At 66.5% G+C, this 16,063-nt stretch carries 14 protein-coding genes; 9 read left to right on the forward strand and 5 right to left on the reverse strand.

Translation table 11 applies throughout. From position 1 onward, the window contains the following. Window positions 1-16: 16 nt before the first annotated feature. Both PO883_RS26325 and PO883_RS26330 read right to left on the reverse strand, forming a co-directional pair. Window positions 17-232, reverse strand: a complete 216-nt coding sequence (locus tag PO883_RS26325; protein WP_289312388.1) for a hypothetical protein — start codon at window positions 230-232, stop codon at window positions 17-19. Window position 233: 1 nt separating this feature from the next. Then, a complete protein-coding gene (locus PO883_RS26330; RefSeq protein ID WP_289312389.1) occupies window positions 234-2,324 on the reverse strand; it encodes a tetratricopeptide repeat-containing diguanylate cyclase in 2,091 nt (696 codons plus the stop codon). A gap of 289 nt (window positions 2,325-2,613) precedes the next feature. On the opposite strand from PO883_RS26330, the gene PO883_RS26335 reads away from it, so the two are divergent. Together PO883_RS26335 and PO883_RS26340 are read left to right on the forward strand one after the other, a co-directional pair. Then, window positions 2,614-3,480 (forward strand): ABC transporter ATP-binding protein, encoded by an 867-nt coding sequence (locus tag PO883_RS26335; protein WP_289312390.1) that lies wholly within the window; start codon window positions 2,614-2,616, stop codon window positions 3,478-3,480. Next, the gene (locus PO883_RS26340; protein ID WP_289312391.1) at window positions 3,477-5,036 is read left to right on the forward strand and encodes a hypothetical protein; all 1,560 of its coding nucleotides are present in this window, start codon (window positions 3,477-3,479) and stop codon (window positions 5,034-5,036) included. The genes PO883_RS26335 and PO883_RS26340 overlap by 4 nt, the downstream gene beginning before the upstream one ends. 6 nt (window positions 5,037-5,042) lie before the next feature. Here the strand turns inward: PO883_RS26340 and PO883_RS26345 are convergent, their stop codons facing one another. The 3 genes from PO883_RS26345 to PO883_RS26355 all read right to left on the reverse strand — a co-directional run bounded on the left by PO883_RS26345 (window position 5,043) and on the right by PO883_RS26355 (window position 9,370). Then, window positions 5,043-6,827, reverse strand: coding sequence for an ABC transporter ATP-binding protein (locus tag PO883_RS26345; protein ID WP_289312392.1), 1,785 nt, complete (start codon window positions 6,825-6,827; stop codon window positions 5,043-5,045). Then, window positions 6,817-8,568 (reverse strand): ABC transporter ATP-binding protein, encoded by a 1,752-nt coding sequence (locus tag PO883_RS26350; RefSeq protein ID WP_289312393.1) that lies wholly within the window; start codon window positions 8,566-8,568, stop codon window positions 6,817-6,819. The genes PO883_RS26345 and PO883_RS26350 overlap by 11 nt, the downstream gene beginning before the upstream one ends. Window positions 8,569-8,674: 106 nt before the next feature. After that, complete coding sequence (locus PO883_RS26355) at window positions 8,675-9,370, reverse strand: phasin family protein (RefSeq protein ID WP_289312394.1); 696 nt, start codon at window positions 9,368-9,370, stop codon at window positions 8,675-8,677. Window positions 9,371-9,593: 223 nt separating this feature from the next. Between PO883_RS26355 and PO883_RS26360 the strand changes: the two genes are divergently transcribed. From PO883_RS26360 to PO883_RS26390, 7 genes are all read left to right on the forward strand, one after another. Then, window positions 9,594-10,871: an amidohydrolase family protein gene (locus tag PO883_RS26360; RefSeq protein WP_289312395.1), complete on the forward strand. Its 1,278-nt coding sequence runs from the start codon at window positions 9,594-9,596 to the stop codon at window positions 10,869-10,871. 95 nt (window positions 10,872-10,966) lie between these two features. Further along, window positions 10,967-11,503 (forward strand): N-acetyltransferase family protein, encoded by a 537-nt coding sequence (locus PO883_RS26365; protein WP_370662638.1) that lies wholly within the window; start codon window positions 10,967-10,969, stop codon window positions 11,501-11,503. Further along, complete coding sequence (locus tag PO883_RS26370; RefSeq protein ID WP_289312396.1) at window positions 11,500-12,021, forward strand: GNAT family N-acetyltransferase; 522 nt, start codon at window positions 11,500-11,502, stop codon at window positions 12,019-12,021. The genes PO883_RS26365 and PO883_RS26370 overlap by 4 nt, the downstream gene beginning before the upstream one ends. Window positions 12,022-12,136: 115 nt before the next feature. Next, window positions 12,137-13,855 carry a methyl-accepting chemotaxis protein gene (locus PO883_RS26375; RefSeq protein ID WP_289312397.1) on the forward strand — a complete coding sequence of 573 codons (1,719 nt, stop codon included), beginning with the start codon at window positions 12,137-12,139 and terminating at the stop codon, window positions 13,853-13,855. A gap of 529 nt (window positions 13,856-14,384) precedes the next feature. Then, the gene (locus tag PO883_RS26380) at window positions 14,385-15,251 is read left to right on the forward strand and encodes an STAS domain-containing protein (RefSeq protein WP_289312398.1); all 867 of its coding nucleotides are present in this window, start codon (window positions 14,385-14,387) and stop codon (window positions 15,249-15,251) included. A gap of 3 nt (window positions 15,252-15,254) precedes the next feature. Next, a complete protein-coding gene (locus tag PO883_RS26385; RefSeq protein ID WP_289312399.1) occupies window positions 15,255-15,611 on the forward strand; it encodes an STAS domain-containing protein in 357 nt (118 codons plus the stop codon). 28 nt (window positions 15,612-15,639) lie between these two features. Further along, window positions 15,640-16,053 carry an anti-sigma regulatory factor gene (locus PO883_RS26390; RefSeq protein WP_289312400.1) on the forward strand — a complete coding sequence of 138 codons (414 nt, stop codon included), beginning with the start codon at window positions 15,640-15,642 and terminating at the stop codon, window positions 16,051-16,053. The last annotated feature ends 10 nt before the right edge of the window (window positions 16,054-16,063 follow it).

Here is a 16,063-nt window from a genome sequence, read left to right on the forward strand (position 1 = left end):
GTGGCCTGCCGCCGCCTCACCCGCCGTCTCCGGATGCCGGCATGAGCCGCCCGGCCGCCTGCGCCGCCCACGCCAGCGCCGTTGCGTAGGCTTCGCGCAGGTACTGGAAGCCGGCGGCGTCGCCTTCCTGGTCGATCTGTTTGAGTTCGCGCGCGTAGGCGCGCCGCACCGCGCGCGCGTCGGCGTCCTTGCCAAGGCCCAGCCGGGAAAAACAGGGATGGGTGTGGGGCATGTCAGACGATGGTCAGCTTGGGCGGCGTGGCCGGGTTCTTGCTTTCCGGCCAGGTGCCCAGCACGATCGACATGTCGACGTAGCCGGCGCCCCAGGCGCGTTCCAGGTCTTGCTCGATGTCTTCCATCGTGGTCTGCTCGAAGTTGGCGAAGCCGCGCACGCCGTAGGCACGGTTGCGCCCGTGCGCCTTGGCCAGGTACAGCGCCATGTCGACCAGGTTGACCGCGCGCTCCCACGGCAGCGGATTCGTGCCCGGCACCAGCGGGAAGGGCGCGAAGCCGATCGACACGTTCACCGAGAGCTTCTTGTCCTGGTAGTCGATGCTCTGGTTCGAGATGCCGGTCAGCAGGCGGCGCGCGATTTCCTCGACGCCGCTGCGCGGGATGGCCGGCAGGAAGGCGAGAAATTCTTCGCCGCCCCAGCGCACGATCATGTCGGTTTCGCGCAGGATCTCGCGCAGGCTTTCGGCGATCATCTTGAGCACGGCGTCGCCGGCGGCGTGGCCGTGGCCATCGTTGACGTGCTTGAAGTGGTCGACGTCGAGCAGGAACAGGGCGCCGACGATTTCTTCGCCCGAGGTGCCGGCGCCGCGTTTTTCCACCTGCAGGTGGGTGCGCATGAATTCCTGGAAGTGGCGCCGGTTGTACAAGCCGGTCAGCGGATCGCGCGAACTTTGCTGCTTCAGTTCCAGGTTCTTCACCTTGAGCTGGGCATTCGCGTGGCGCACCTTGCGGTACAGGATGCCGACCACCAGCGCGGCCAGCGCAAACACCACCGCCAGCAGCCACCACACGCGCTGCTGCAGGCGGCGGTTGTCGATTTCGGTCGACTTGAGCTGGTTCTCGCGGCTTAAGAGTTCGATCTGGCGCTGCTTCTTTTCGGTGTCGTATTTTTCCTGCAGCTCCAGGGTGGCTTTCTGGCGCCGTTTTTCAAACAGTTCGTTCGACAGCGCCCGCTCGCGGTGGTAGGCCCTGACCGCGCCCGCCATGTCGCCGGCGTGTTCGAGCGCGGCGCCGTATTCCATCAGCACTTCCTGCAGTTCCGGCTTGTCGCCGACTTTTTCGTACCACGCCAGGCCCAGCTCGAAATGGCGTTTTCCTTCGGCCAGGCTGCCCAGGCCGAGGTAGGCCTGGCCCAGGTTCAGGTGCGCGGTCGCTGCGGTACTCTCGTCGTTCAGGCTGCGCGCCGCCTGCAAGGCCTGGTTCGCGTAGGTCAGGGTGCGCGCGTAATCGCGCTGCTTGAGATAACTGTCCGACAGGTTCACCAGGGTCCCGGCGATCATCGCCTCGGCGCCGATCTGGCGCTCGTACGCCAGCCCGGCGAGCAGGGCGCGCAGGCCGCGCTGCGGCTGGTTGGTTTCGACCGCCAGGCCGTACTCGGTATCCTTCAGGGTCGCCAGGCGGCCCGGCGAATTGGTCTGCTCGGCCAGCGCGGTCGCTTCTTCGAGGGCCTCGAAGCCCTTGTCGTGTTCATTCAGCTGGCCGTACAGGAAGGCCAGCGCGTTGAGCGCCTGGACTTTCGGAATCGGCTGGCCGTACTGGCGCGCCAGAGTCAGCGCGGTCTGCATCTTGGCCATCGCCGCCGGAAAATTGCCGTCTTCCGAGTAGGCCTGGCCCGAGGTGATGGCCGCCTGCACGCGCAGCGCCATGTCGCTGGTGGTGTTGGCGATCTTTTCGCCTTCCCACGCCAGCTGGTGCGACAGGGCCAGCTGGTCCATGCGCGAGACCACGTACGCCTTGGTCAGCAAGCCTTTGGCGCTGACCACATTGTCTTTCATGTCGCGCCCGAACGCGATCAGTTCCTCGGCCGCGGCCAGCGATTCTGGTACCTTGTTCATGCCGCGCAGGGCCAGGCATAGCTGGACCAGGAAGTCGGCCTTGGTGTGCACCGGGGCCGCGCGCGCCTCGCTCTCTATCTCGCGCAGCGCGGCGAGCGCCTTGGGCGGCACGTAGCGGTTCATCTCGCGGATCTCGACCAGGCGCGCATCGAGCACCGGGTGCTGGGCATGCGCGAGGCCCGACACCAGGCATAGCGATGCCAGCAGCACGCGGACCTTGCGGCCATGCGAGGTGTCTGATAAACCTGCCAACATCACGTTCCTTCATGAGAAAACCGGTGTTTTCCGGATGGGAAAACTGCAGCCAATTATATTCTTGTTGCAGTATGGAAAGCTCTATCCGCATTCAGATTGTGCCTCTAAATGCACATTTTTGTGGCAGGCACGTGCGTTTCGATGCCGCTTTGGCATGGAAGTGTTGGTCCCATACGACGCCAGCGCGGCACTTGAGGACCCCGATCTTGCCGCCTGTCGCATTTGCTCCACGGCGCCGCGCGCATCCCTTATATTTCCTGCAAGCCCATCAATAATGTCAGGAAATACAATGCTCGAGCTGTGCAATGTGGTCAAAACATTTGGCAAGGATGTGCGCGCGGTGGATGGCGTGAGCCTCTCGCTCGGGCCTGGCGTGGTCGGCCTGATCGGCCACAATGGCGCCGGCAAGACCACCCTGATGCAGATGATCGCCACCCTCACGCGCCCGAGCAGCGGCCGGATCCTGTTCGACGGCGTCGATATCGCCGCCCGGCCGCAGGACATCCGGCGCCGGCTGGGCTACCTGCCACAGGATTTCGGGGTCTATCCGAACCTGTCCGCGCTCGAATTCATGCAGTATTTCGCCGCCCTCAAGGGCGTGCGCGACCCGGCCCGCATCGGCTATCTGCTCGAACTGGTCAACCTGCACGAGCAGGCCAGGCGGCCGGCGGCCTCGTTCTCGGGCGGGATGCGGCGCCGCCTCGGCATCGCCCAGGCCTTGCTCAACGACCCCGACATCCTGATCGTCGACGAGCCGACCGCCGGCCTCGATCCGGAAGAGCGCCTGCGCTTTCGCAACCTGCTCGGCGAACTCGGATTCGACAAGCTGGTGATCATGTCGACCCACATCGTGTCCGACGTCGAGAGCATCGCCGGCCAGCTGGCCACCATGGAGGCCGGCAAACTGATCGCCTGCGAGACGCCGCGCGTGATCCTCGAGCGGGCGCGCGGGCGCATCTGGTCGGCCAAGGTGGGCGCGGCCGACTACGAGCAGTTGCGCAAGCGGGTCAGCGTGCTGCATGCGCAGCGCGAGGGCGACCATGTGGCGCTGCGCATCGTCCATGGCGCCTCGCCCTGCGATGGGGCGCGCGTGGCCGAACCGACCCTCGAAGAAGCACTGATGGCGCAGCGCCACGCGCTCAGGGAGGCCGCATGAAGCGGCACGTGCTCAGGGCGCTGGCGCTGGCCGAAGTGCGCCTGCGCATGCGGCGCGCCTCCACCATGGTCGCGCTGCTGGCGGTGGTGGCCCTGAGCTGGGCGATGATCGCCGATCCGGCCGGCGGAGAGGCGCTGCTGGTCTTTAACAAGGCGCGCGTGCTCTACACCAGTTCCGCACTGGCGCTGGGCAGCGCCACGCTGGGCGCCGTGCTGTTCGGACTGGGTGGCTTTTACCTGGTACGCGGGCGCATGAGCGAAGATTTGCGCAGCGGGATCGGCGGCGTGATCGGCGCCACGCCGGTCGCCAGCGGCGTGTTCCTGGCGGGACGCTGGCTGGGCTGCGTGGCGTATCTGGGCGCGCTGGTGGCCGCCTTCATGCTCACCATGCTGGTGCTGCACGCGCTACGCGGCGAGGGCCCGATCGAGGCCCTGGTCTACCTGCAAACCTACATGCTGTTGCTGCTGCCGATGCTGTTTTTCGCGGCCAGCTGCGCCATCCTGTTCGACAGCTGGGCGCCGCTGATGGGCAAGGGCGGCGACCTGCTGTTCTTCCTGCTGTGGGTGGCGCAGCTGGCGCTGATGACGCAGGCCGGGAGCAGCGAACTGCCGGCGCTGATGGTGTTCGATTTTTCGGGACTGGCGGCGGCGGTGGCGACGGTCCAGGGCTTTGTCAGCGGTGCCAATTTTGCCATCGGTTCCAGCAAGTTCGATCCGGCCGTCGCGCCGGTGATGCTGCCATCGCTGCTGTGGAGCGCGCGCATGATGGCGCTGCGCGGCGCTTCAGGCCTGATCGCGATCCTGCCGCTGCTGCCCGCGTGGTGGCTGTTCCACCGCTATTCGCCGGACCGGGTCAAGCCCGGCCGCTCGCGCGTGCGCCGCTCGCCGCTGGCGCTGCTCAACGCCGCGCTGCGTCCCCTGGCCGCGCTGGCCGCGCCGCTGCTTGGCCTGGCCGCGCGCCTGCCCGGCGTGGCCGGCCAGGTGCTGGCCGATATCGCCCTGAGCTTCATCATCGCCCCGTCGGCGCTGCTGGCGGTGCTGCTGTGCGCGGGGGCCGCCTTGCTGGCACCGGCGGCCGCGCTGCCTGCGGTGCTGCTGGCCGGGGTGGCGTGCTGGGGCATCCTGGTGAGCGACATGAGCACGCGCGACTTTGCCGCCGACACCTTGGACCTGACCGGTGTGGTCAGCGGCGGCGTGGCGCGCCGCTACCTGCGCCAGTACGCGGCCAGCGTACTGCTCGGGCTGATGTTTACGGGGGCGGTCGCGCTGCGCTGGTCGCTGGCGCAGCCGCTGCGCGCGCTGGCGCTGGTGAGCGGCGTGGCCTGCCTGGCGGCGCTGGCCAGCCTGTTCGGCCGTTGCAGCCGCAGCGCGCGCCTGTTCCTGTCGCTGTTCCTGTTCGGGCTGTACGTGGCCCTGAACGCGACCAGGGCGCCGCTGCTCGATGCCGTCGGTATTAACGGCGCGGCCAACCTGCACTCGCTCGGCATGTACGCACTGGTGGGCGCGCTGGCGCTGGCCGGCGGCTACCTGTGGAACGCCAGCCGCCCGCAGCGCTAGGAATACTCAAACCGCCAACTGCTGCAACAGGTACAGGCGCTGGTACAGGCCGCCCTCGACCAGCATCAACTCGTCGTGCGAACCGGCTTCCGAGATGCGCCCGTGATTGAGCACCACGATGCGGTCGGCCTCGCGGATGGTCGAGAGGCGATGCGCGATGGCGATGATGGTGACCCTTCCGCGCAGTTCGTTGAGCGCTTCCTGCACCACCTGTTCGGTGGCGCTGTCGATGTGCGAGGTCGCTTCGTCGAGCAGCAGGATGCGCGGCTTGCCGGCCAGCGCGCGCGCAATCGCAATGAGCTGCTTCTGGCCGGTCGACAGGCGCGAGCCGCCTTCGCCGAGCGAGGTCTCGTAGCCATCTTCCAGCGCGGCGATGAAGTCGTGCGCGTGCGCCGCGCGCGCCGCCGTTTCGATGGCTTCCTGCGACAGGCCGCGCCCCATGTCGATGTTTTCGCGCGCCGACGCCGCCAGCAGGAACGGGTCTTGCGGCACCAGTCCCACCTCGGCGCGGAAACGTTCGTTGTCGATCGCCGCCAGCGGCTGGCCGTTGATCTCGATGCAGCCCGGGCGCGACGGGTAGTAGCGCAGCAGCAGCGACAGCAGGGTCGATTTGCCGCTGCCGGTGTGGCCGACGATGCCGAAAAAGGCGCCCTGCGGCACGTCCAGGTTCAGTTCATGCAGCACGTCCTGGCCCGGCGCATAGCCGAACGTCAGGTCGCGGATGCGCACCGCCGGCGCGTTGGGCGCCGCATGGCCGGTGGGCGCCGCGCGCCCGGCCGCGTGTTCGGGCGCGCCGGCTTCGTCGAGCAGGGCCGACACGCGCGCGGTCGCCACCACGGCCTGCTGCAGGCCGCTGAACTGCATGGTGATCTGGATCATCGGCTCGACCACGCGTGCGATGTAGCTGATGAAGGCGTACAGCACGCCGACTTCGACCGCGTTCATGTCGCGCTGCCCGAAACTGTAAATCACCACCGCCAGCAGGATCACGTTGAGCAGGTCGAGCGCGGGGCGCAGCAAGAACGCGTTGGCACGCAGCTCGGCCAGGCGCGCCTTGTAGTGAGACTGGTTGGTGGCGGCGAAGCGCGCGCCGAAACGCTGTTGCGCGTTATTCGCCTGCAGCACGCTCATGCCGCCGATCGATTCGGCGATCTGGCCGTTGATGTCGCTGCGCAGGGCGCGCGCGCGCGTCACCGCAGGCGCCGACAGGCGCTGGTAGACGACCACGATCACCACCACCGCCGGCACCAGGGCCAGCACGATCAGCATCAGGCGCCAGTCCAGCCAGGCCATGGCGATCATGGTCCCGACCAGCACGATGCTGCTGTCGAGGATCACGAACAGCACCTGGATGTACAAGGTCTTGACGGCTTCGGTGTCGTTGGTCACGCGGCTGATCAGCTGGCCGGTGATGGCGCGGTCGAAGAATGCCATCGGCAAGCGCAGCACATGGCCGAACACCCATTCGCGCAGGCGCTGCACTGAGCGCATGGCCAGTCCCGACAGGCGCACCAGTTGCAGGTAGCGCAGCCAGCTGGCGATCCAGCCGCTCACCAGCATGGCGCCGAGCAGCATGGCCATGCGCGGAAAATCCAGGTGGCGCGGCAGCAGGTGTTCGTCGATCAGGGCCTTGCCGAGGATCGGGCCGATCACTTCCAGCGCGGCCGCGAGAATCAGCCACAGGGTGGCCCACAGCAGGTGCCGGCGGTCGGGATGGGCGGCGCGGCGCAACAGGCCAATGGCTTGCGCGGCCTGTGCGCGCATGGCCTTGGGAGTGGTATCAGAGTGCATCGAGGCTGGCCTCCAGTTGTTGATAGCGCCACTGGCTGGCGTACCAGCCGCCCTGTTCGAGCAGGGCGTCGTGGGTGCCCGATTCGACGATGCCCCCGTCGCGCAGCACCACGATCAAGTCGGCGTTGACCACGGCCGAGAGCCGGTGGCTGGCGATGATCACGCTGCGTTCGGGGCGCGCGCGCCGCAATTCTTCCAGGTGTTCCAGGATCCGCGTTTCGGTGCCGGTATCGACCGCCGACAGGGCGTCGTCGAGCAGCAGCAGGGTGCTGTCGGCCAGCAGCGAGCGGGCAATCGCCACGCGCTGGCGCTGGCCGCCCGACAAGGTGATGCCGCGTTCGCCCACCGGCGTGTCGTAGCCCTGCGGGAAGCGCAGGATGTCGTCGTGGATGGCGGCCATGTGGGCCGCGTGTTCGATCTGCGCGCGGGTGGCGTCGGGGCGCGCCAGCGCGATGTTCTCGGCGATGGTGGCCGAGAACAGGAACGATTCCTGCGGCACCCAGCTGATCGCGGCGCGCAGGGTCGCCAGCGTGTATTCCGCCAGCGGGCGGCCGCCCCAGCGGGCCTCGCCCGTTTGCGGCGTGGCCTGGCGCAGCAGCACGCGCAGCAGGGTCGATTTGCCGGAACCGGTCGGTCCCACCAGGCCCAGGGTCTGGCCGGGCGCGACGCTGCACGACACGCCGGCCAGCGCCGGGACGGTTTGCCCGGTGTAGGTGTAGCCAACCTGCGCGAGCACCAGCGCGCCCGGGGCCAGCTCGGCCACCGTGCCATGGTCGTCCACGCTCAGGGGCGTGTCGAGCAGGGGCTGCACGCGCGCCAGCGCGGCGCGTCCGCGTTCGATCAGCGAGAGCACCCAGCCGGCCGCGAACATCGGCCAGATCAACTGGCCCAGGTACATCGTAAAACTGGTCAGCGCGCCGATGGTCAGCTGGTTTTGCCAGACCAGGTAGCCGCCCAGGCCGAGCGTGAGCGCGCTGGCGGCGGTGAGGGTCAGGCCGACGGCCGGCTCGTAGGCCGCTTCCCATTTCTGGGCGCGCAGGCTGGCGTCGGCCGCGCGCGCGGCCAGTTCGCCGAACTGGGTCGCGCTGCGCTGCTCCAGCCCCAGCGCGCGCAGGGTGCGCACGCCCGACAGGGCTTCCTGCACATGGTCGTTCAGGCTGGAAAAGCGCTTGAGCGAGTCGGTGGCCGCCACGTGGATATGGCTGGAGATGCGCCAGAACGCGAACGCCATGAAGGGAAAGGGCAGCAGGGCGATGCAGGCCAGGCGCCAGTCGACGCCGAGCGTCATGATCCCCAGTACCATGACCAGGGTCAGGGTGCCGTCGAAACCGGCCAGCATGGCTTCGCCGGCCGCCATTTCGATGGCGTCGATATCGTTGGTGGCCAGCGCCATCAGGTCGCCGGTGCGCTGCTTCTGGTAGAACGCCGGTCCCTGGGCCGACAGGCGCGCGTAAAAGCGCGTGCGCAGTTCGACCCCGAGCTGGTAGGCGGCGGCGAACAGGCGCAGGCGCCAGCCGACCCGCAGCAGGTAGATGGCCACGCCCATGGCGAGCAGTTGCAGCAGTCCGCGCAGCAGGTCGCCCGGTGCCAGGCTGTGCGTGGCCAGGCCGTCGATCAGCGCGCCGATCTTGCGTGGAATCCAGACCGTGAATGCGGCCACGCCGGCCAGCATGAAGGCCGACGATATATACGAGCGCCAATGGCGGCGCACAAAGCTGCCGACGAGCTTCGATAAACTCATTACGTTCCTTGGAAGTTGCGCCCAGATGAAAAAAACGGGCCGAAGCCCGTCAATTTACTACTTTTGGCAACTTGGCGCAGAGGCCGGCCTTGTCTGGCGCTCGCCCTTACTTTTTGCGCGCGCCTTTCGATGCGGACGCATCGGCCAGTTTGCCGATGCCCGGCCTGCCCGAATGCGGAGCCGGCGGCGCGGCGTCGACCGGTTTGATGCCGGAGACGTCGATCTGGATCGCGTCGTCGGCCGCCAGCGGCGCGGCCGAGGGCGCGTCTTGCGAGGCGCCGGCGACGATGCCGGCGACCGCGCGCGCGATCGGCGTGGCGTCGGCCAGCGGCAGCGGATCGGGGTCGGACTCGCCGATCGGGTTCATGCTGACGATGATGGGCTCATCGTCGGTGTCGGGTTCGGCCGGGGCAGCGCTGGCGGCGGCTTGCTCGTCGCCGTGCGCTTCATCGTTGGCGGACGCGCGCGCCAGGCTGGGCGCGGACAGGGACGTCACCTTGGCGGCGTCGGTGCCCGCACTGCCGGCGATGCCGAACAGGGCGCGGCCGTAGTCGAGCATGGTGTTGAAGCTCTCGTGGCTGTGCGCGGTCAGCGCCAGCAGGTCGCGCGGGTCTTTTGCGGCCAGCAACTGCTGGAAGGCGGCGGTGGATTTTTCAACGCTGGCGCGGGTGGTGCGCAGGTTCAGGGCAATCAGCTTCTGGGTATGTTCGACCGCCTTGCCGGAAAAATGGCGGAAAGCGTCGAGCTGGGCTTCGAGCTGGGCTTTGCGTGCTGCGGAAAACTGTTCTGGAAGGTTGCTCATGAGGGTTCCTTGGAAGTGTTTTATGACGCGCTGCAATATTGCTAAGTCTATCCATGATTGCCTGCCTTGAAAAGCAATTTTTCAAGCGTGCTCACGAAAATATCTTGCATCGCAGCATTTACCCGTTTGGCATGGCAGTGGCATGGCAACGCTGCGGCGGCCCCGCCCAACCGCGGCCGAACTCGCTACAATCGGGCGACACCCCTTTTCCAAGGAGCCATCGATGGATCTCGTTATCCGCAACGCCAGCCTGCCCGACGGGCGCCTACTGATTGATATCGCGCTCGAGGGTGGGCGCATCGCCGCCGTCGGCCCGCGCCTGGCCGTGCAGGGCGCGCGCGAGGTCGACGCCGGCGGCGACCTGGTGACGCCGCCCTTCGTCGACGCCCACTTCCATATGGACGCCACGCTCAGTTACGGCTTGCCGCGGGTGAACCGGAGCGGCACCCTGCTCGAAGGGATCGCCCTGTGGGGCGAATTGAAACCCGGCCTGAGCCAGGATGCGCTGGTCGAGCGCGCCATGCAGTATTGCGACTGGGCGGTCGCGCGCGGCTTGCTGGCGATCCGCTCGCACGTCGACATTTGCGACGACCGCCTGCTGGCGGTCGAAGCGCTGCTGGAAGTGCGGCGCCGGGTGGCGCCCTATCTGGACCTGCAGCTGGTCGCGTTTCCGCAAGACGGGATTTTGCGCAGCGCCAGCGCTTTTGACAACCTCAAGCGCGCCGTCAAGATGGGGGTGGACGTGGTGGGCGGGATTCCCCATTTCGAGCGCACCATGAGCGAAGGCGCGGCCTCGGTGCGCCTGCTGTGCGAATACGCGGCGCAGCAGGGACTGCGGGTGGACATGCACTGCGACGAGTCGGACGACCCCCTGTCGCGCCATATCGAAACGCTGGCCTTCGAAACCCAGCGCCTCGGCATGCAGGGCAGGGTGGCCGGCTCGCACCTGACCTCGATGCACTCGATGGACAACTACTATGTCAGCAAGCTGCTGCCGCTGATCCGCGAGGCGGGCGTGGCGGCGATTGCCAACCCGCTGATTAACATCACCCTGCAGGGCCGCCACGACACTTACCCGAAACGGCGCGGCATGACGCGCGTGCCCGAGCTGATCGCGGCCGGCGTCGACGTCGCCTTCGGCCACGACTGCGTCATGGACCCCTGGTACAGCCTGGGCTCGGCCGACATGCTGGAAGTGGCGCATATGGGCTTGCACGTGGCGCAGATGACCGGGCAGGAAGCGATGCACCAGTGCTTCCTGGCGGTGACCGAGGTCCCGGCCCGCATCCTTGGGCTGGAAGGCTACGGCCTCGCGCCCGGCTGCCACGCCGACCTGGTGCTGCTGGACGCGGCCAGCACGGTCGAAGCGATCCGCCTGCGCGCGGTGCGGCGCATGGTGATCCGGCGCGGCGTGGTGGTGAGCGAAGCGCCGCGCGCGCGCGCCACCCTGAACCTGCCGGGGCGCGCGGCCGCCACCGATTTCCGCCTCGGGCCGAGGTGAAGGCTTGACGGGCAGGGCGCCATCGGTGCTACACTCGGCAGCGGTCAACCTTGCCAAAACATGAACATGGCGCGACGTTCAACCAGGAGGGGCGCGTGAGCCAGCATCAGATCCAGATCCGTCCAGCCGCCGATACCGATATCGGCGCGATGTGGACGATTTTCGACGCCGTCATCGAGGCCGGCGAATCCTATCCTTTCGCGCCGGGCACTTCCAGGGCGGCTTGCGCCGACTACTGGTTCAACCCGCGCTCGACCAGCTTCGTGGCCGTCGATGCCGACGGGTGCGTGCTGGGCATGTACAAGCTGGTGCCGAACCAGATGGACCTGGGCGCGCACGTGGCCAATGCCTCGTACATGGTCAGCCCGGCCGCGCAGGGCGCCGGCGTGGGGACCCTGCTCGGCAGCCACAGCCTGGACGAAGCGCGCCGCCAGGGCTACCTGGCGATGCAGTTCAACTACGTCATCAGCAGCAACCTGGCCGCCGTCGCGCTGTGGAAAAAGCTCGGCTTTGCGATTGTCGGCACCCTGCCCAAGTCGTTCCGCCATGCGCGCCTGGGTTATGTGGACGCCTACGTGATGTACCAGCTGTTGATGGAGCCGGCCGGCTGGCCGGCGCCGGGGGGGCGATGAACATCCTCGCTACCCCCCGGCTGGCGCTGCGCACGGTGGAAGCGGCCGATGCGCCGTTCTACCTGGAGCTGGTCAACGATCCCGATTTCATCGCTCACATCGGCGACCGCGGCATCCGCACCCTGGAGGCGGCGCGCCTGCACATCGAGAACGGCCCGGTCAAGATGCAGGAAGCGCTCGGCCATGCGATCTGGCTGGTGGCGCTCAGGGACCGCGGGGTGGCGATCGGCATGTGCGGGCTGATCAAGCGCGACACCCTGCCCGGGGTCGACATCGGCTACGCCTTCCTGCCCGCCTGGCGCGGCTGCGGCTATGCGCTGGAAGCGGCCACTGGCGTGCTCGCCTACGCGCGCGACACGCTCGGCCTGGGGCGCTTGCTGGCGATTGCCTCGCCGCAGAACGGCGCTTCGCAGGCCTTGCTCGAAAAACTGGGCCTGCGTTTCGAAAAGATTGTCCACCTAACACCGGAAGATGCGGGCACCCGGCTGTACACGATGGAACTGTGTGCGGCTGCATAAAATACTTGTCGTCAGTTAACTGAAACGTATTTCTTTTTATCTTGGGCGGGTTCATGATGAGTTGCACAGCAAGCGTCTTTACAGACGTTAACGCAACTATCCTCCGAGAGAGACCATGAAACTCGCCAACCTCCGAATTGCCGTACGCCTTGGTGCGCTCGGTGTTTTCTTTTTTGCCGCCTTCCTGCTGGTTGGCCTGGGCGCCTGGTCATCCCTGTCCAGCGCCAACGTCCAGAGCGCGCTGGCCATGCAGCGCGCCGCCAAGCTGACCGACGCGGTCGACATGGCGCGCAGTGCCCAGGTCGAATTCAAGATCCAGGTGCAGGAATGGAAGAATATCCTGCTGCGCGGCACCGACCCGGCCCAGCTGGAAAAATACTCGGCCTCGTTCCGCAAGAGCGGCGAGACCACCCGCGCCGAACTGGGCAGGGTGAATACGATTCTCGGCGAACTGGGGCTGCGCACGCCGCTGGTCGACGAGGCGATCAAGGCCACCGATGAACTGGGCAAGAACTACCTGGGCGCGCTGAAAAAATTCGATGGTGCCGATCCGGAGAGCTACAAAGCGGTCGACAAGCTGGTCAAGGGCATGGACCGCGAGCCGACCCAGAAGATCGACGCGATTGTCGCCTTCATCGGCACCGAGTCGCGCGCGCTGACGGTGGCCATGGCCAAGGAGCAGGCCGCCGTCGAACGCTCCGCGACCATCCAGTTGCTGGTGATCGTGCTGGTCACGGTGGCGGTCGGCGCGGCCATCATGGTGTGGCTGGTACGCAGCATTACCGGGCCGCTCAACGAAGCGGTCAACATCGCGCGCACAGTGGCCAGCGGCGATTTGTCGACCTTGATCGTGGCGCGCGGCAGCGATGAAATCGGCATGCTGCTCAAGTCGCTCAAGGACATGCACGACAGCCTGGCCGAGATCGTCGGCAAGGTGCGCGCCGGCACGGATGCGATTGCGGCGGCGTCGAGTGAAATCGCCGACGGCAACCTGGACTTGTCGGCGCGTACCGAAGAACAGGCCAGTTCGCTCGAAGAAACCGCCTCCGCCATGGAAGAGCTGACCTCGACCGTCAAGCAGAATGATGAAAACACCAGCCAGGCGACCAAGCTGGCCAGCGCCGCCTCGGTGGTGGCGGTGCGCGGCGGCGATGCGGTGGCGCAAGTGATCCATACCATGGGGTCGATCAACGACTCGTCCAAGAAGATTGTCGACATCATTGGCGTGATTGATGGGATTGCCTTCCAAACCAATATCCTGGCCTTGAATGCCGCCGTGGAAGCGGCGCGGGCGGGCGAGCAGGGGCGCGGTTTTGCCGTGGTCGCCTCCGAAGTACGCAACCTGGCGCAGCGCTCGGCGGCGGCGGCCAAGGAAATCAAGACCCTGATCGGCGACTCGGTGGACAAGGTCGAAACCGGCAGCAAGCTGGTCGGACAGGCGGGCAATACCATGGAAGAAGTGGTGGCCAGCGTGCAAAGGGTCACGGCGATCATTGCCGAGATTGCCGTAGCCAGTAGCGAGCAGAACGTTGGGATCGACCAGATCAACGATGCCATCGGCCAAATGGATGCCGTCACGCAGCAAAACGCGGCCTTGGTGGAGCAAGCGGCGGCGGCGGCGGAATCGATGAAGCAGCAGGCGGCCAGCCTGGCCGAAGCGGTCAGCGTGTTCAAGATCAGCGAGCGGCACGTGGCGGCGGCGCCGGCGGCGCGTGCACTGCAGCGGGCCGCGCCGGCAGCGCGTCCGGCCGTGCCGGCCGCCCGTCTGTCCGCGAACAAACCCTCCCCGGCGCGCCCGGTACCGGCCGGCGCAAACGACTGGGAAGAATTCTAAATCCCTCCCACAACATTTCTGAATCGGGGTCAGAGCTCTGACTCGAAACAATTCTTCATTGGGGTCAGAGCTCTGACTCGCAACATCTTGCTCCCGAAGCCGGCGCCGGCCGCCGGTTTTGCAGCATGCAAGCTCACTCCCCCCCTTCACGCCATCGTCGCGCCAGGCCATCGCCCCCTCTTTTTTGACATGTTTCGAGTCAGAGCTCTGACCCCGATATGGAAATGTTTCGAGTCAGAGGTCAGACCCCGGTTTCGAGTCAGAGGTCAGACCCCGGTTTCGAGTCAGAGGTCAGACCCCGGTTGGGTATTTTTTGACCTGTTTCGAGTCAGAGCTCTGACCCCGGTTGGGTAAGTCGTTTTCCTGCGGATACGGGGCGCGCGGGCGGGCGGATTCGGAGGGGGAACCGGTGCTAATTGTGCACGGTTGCTTGTCGAGTATCTATATAATAAGTGGAAGATTGCCGCGACCACAACCGGGCCGTCCATTGCCTTCCCATACTCAGCCGTACTATCCCTAAAAGGATCCAATGAGCACCGACAAAAGCCCGCAGTTAGCGTTGATTATCACCAAGTTCGAAAATGAGCTGCTGGAAGTGTGGTTGTCGGGACTGATGACGCGGATGATTCGGCGCGACAAGAACGCCGAGGCCGAACTGCGCCAGCAAGCCACCCGCTTCCTGCCCTTGCTGGTGCAGGCGCTCGGACGCGGCGCCACCAACGATATCGAAGGCGCGGCCTGGGATGACACCCGCCACATGCTGACCGAAATCTCGCAGGCGCGCGTGCGCCAGGGCTTTTCGTCGATCGACACCGCCAGCTTCATCTTCGCGCTGAAAGAGCCGCTGTTCGCTTACCTGCGCACCGCGCTGGCCGACGATCCGATCCAGCTGGTCGAGGAAACCACCTCCACCAGCGCCCTGTTCGACCGCCTCGGCCTGTTCACCATCGAGGTGTACCAGAAGGCGCGCGAACAGGTCATCCTGCGCCAGCAGCAGGAATTGCTGGAGCTGTCCACGCCGGTCGTCCAGCTGTGGGACGGCGTGCTGGCCCTGCCGCTGATCGGTACCCTCGATAGCGCCCGCACCCAGGTGGTGATGGAGAACCTGCTGCAGAAAATCGTCGACACCAGCGCCTCGATCGCGATCATCGACATCACCGGCGTGCCGACCGTCGACACCCTGGTGGCCCAGCATCTGCTCAAAACCATCGCCGCCGCGCGCCTGATGGGTGCCGACTGCATCATCAGCGGCATCCGCCCGCAGATCGCGCAGACCATCGTGCACCTTGGCGTGAACCTGGAAGACGTGGTCACCAAGGCCACCCTGGCGGACGCCTTCGTGGTGGCCCTCAAACGCACCGGCTCGACCATCACCCATCCGCACAACGCGCGCTAGACCATGGAACGCATCCCCATCCTGAAAATGGGCCGGCTGCTGCTGGTGACGATCCAGGTCGACATGCACGACCGCCTGGCCATGACCCTGCAGGACGACCTGACCGCGCGCATCGTCAAGGACCGCGCCACGGGTGTGCTGATCGATATTTCGGCGCTCGACATCGTCGACTCCTTCATCGGCCGCATGATCAGCCACACGGCCGCCATGGCCCGGATTCTCGACGCCCGCACGGTGCTGGTGGGGATGCAGCCGGCCGTGGCGATCACGCTGGTGGAACTGGGCCTGACGCTCGAGGGCGTGAGCACCGCCCTGAATGTGGAACGCGGCCTGGCCCTGCTTCAGCAGGAACCGGAATGACCGCCGCGGTTCAACGGCAGGGCGTGCCGTGAGTGCCGCCGATGGCCTGGTTCACGCCCCTCTGGTCACCGATGAAGACGTGGTCCGCCTGCGCAAGCTGGTGCGCGATGAAATGGTCGCGCTCAAGTTCTCCCTGATCGAACAGACCAAGATGGTCACCGCAGCCAGTGAACTGGCGCGCAATACGCTGCGCTACGGCGGCGGCGGGCGGGCCGAACTCGAACTGGTCGAGCGCGGCGGCAAGCGCGGCGTGAGCGTCAGCTTCATCGACGAGGGACCAGGCATCGCCGATATCGAGCTGGCCCTGACCGATGGCTACACCAGCGGCGGCGGCATGGGGCTGGGCCTGTCGGGCGCGCGCCGCCTGGCCGACGACTTTATCCTCGATAGCGTGCCGGGCAAGGGCACCACCGTCACGATCGCGAAATGGAAGCTGTTTTGAACAGATTTGG

The sequence above is a fragment of the Massilia sp. DJPM01 genome (genome assembly GCF_030348125.1).
Taxonomy (GTDB): Bacteria; Pseudomonadota; Gammaproteobacteria; order Burkholderiales; family Burkholderiaceae_D; genus Telluria_A; species Telluria_A frigida.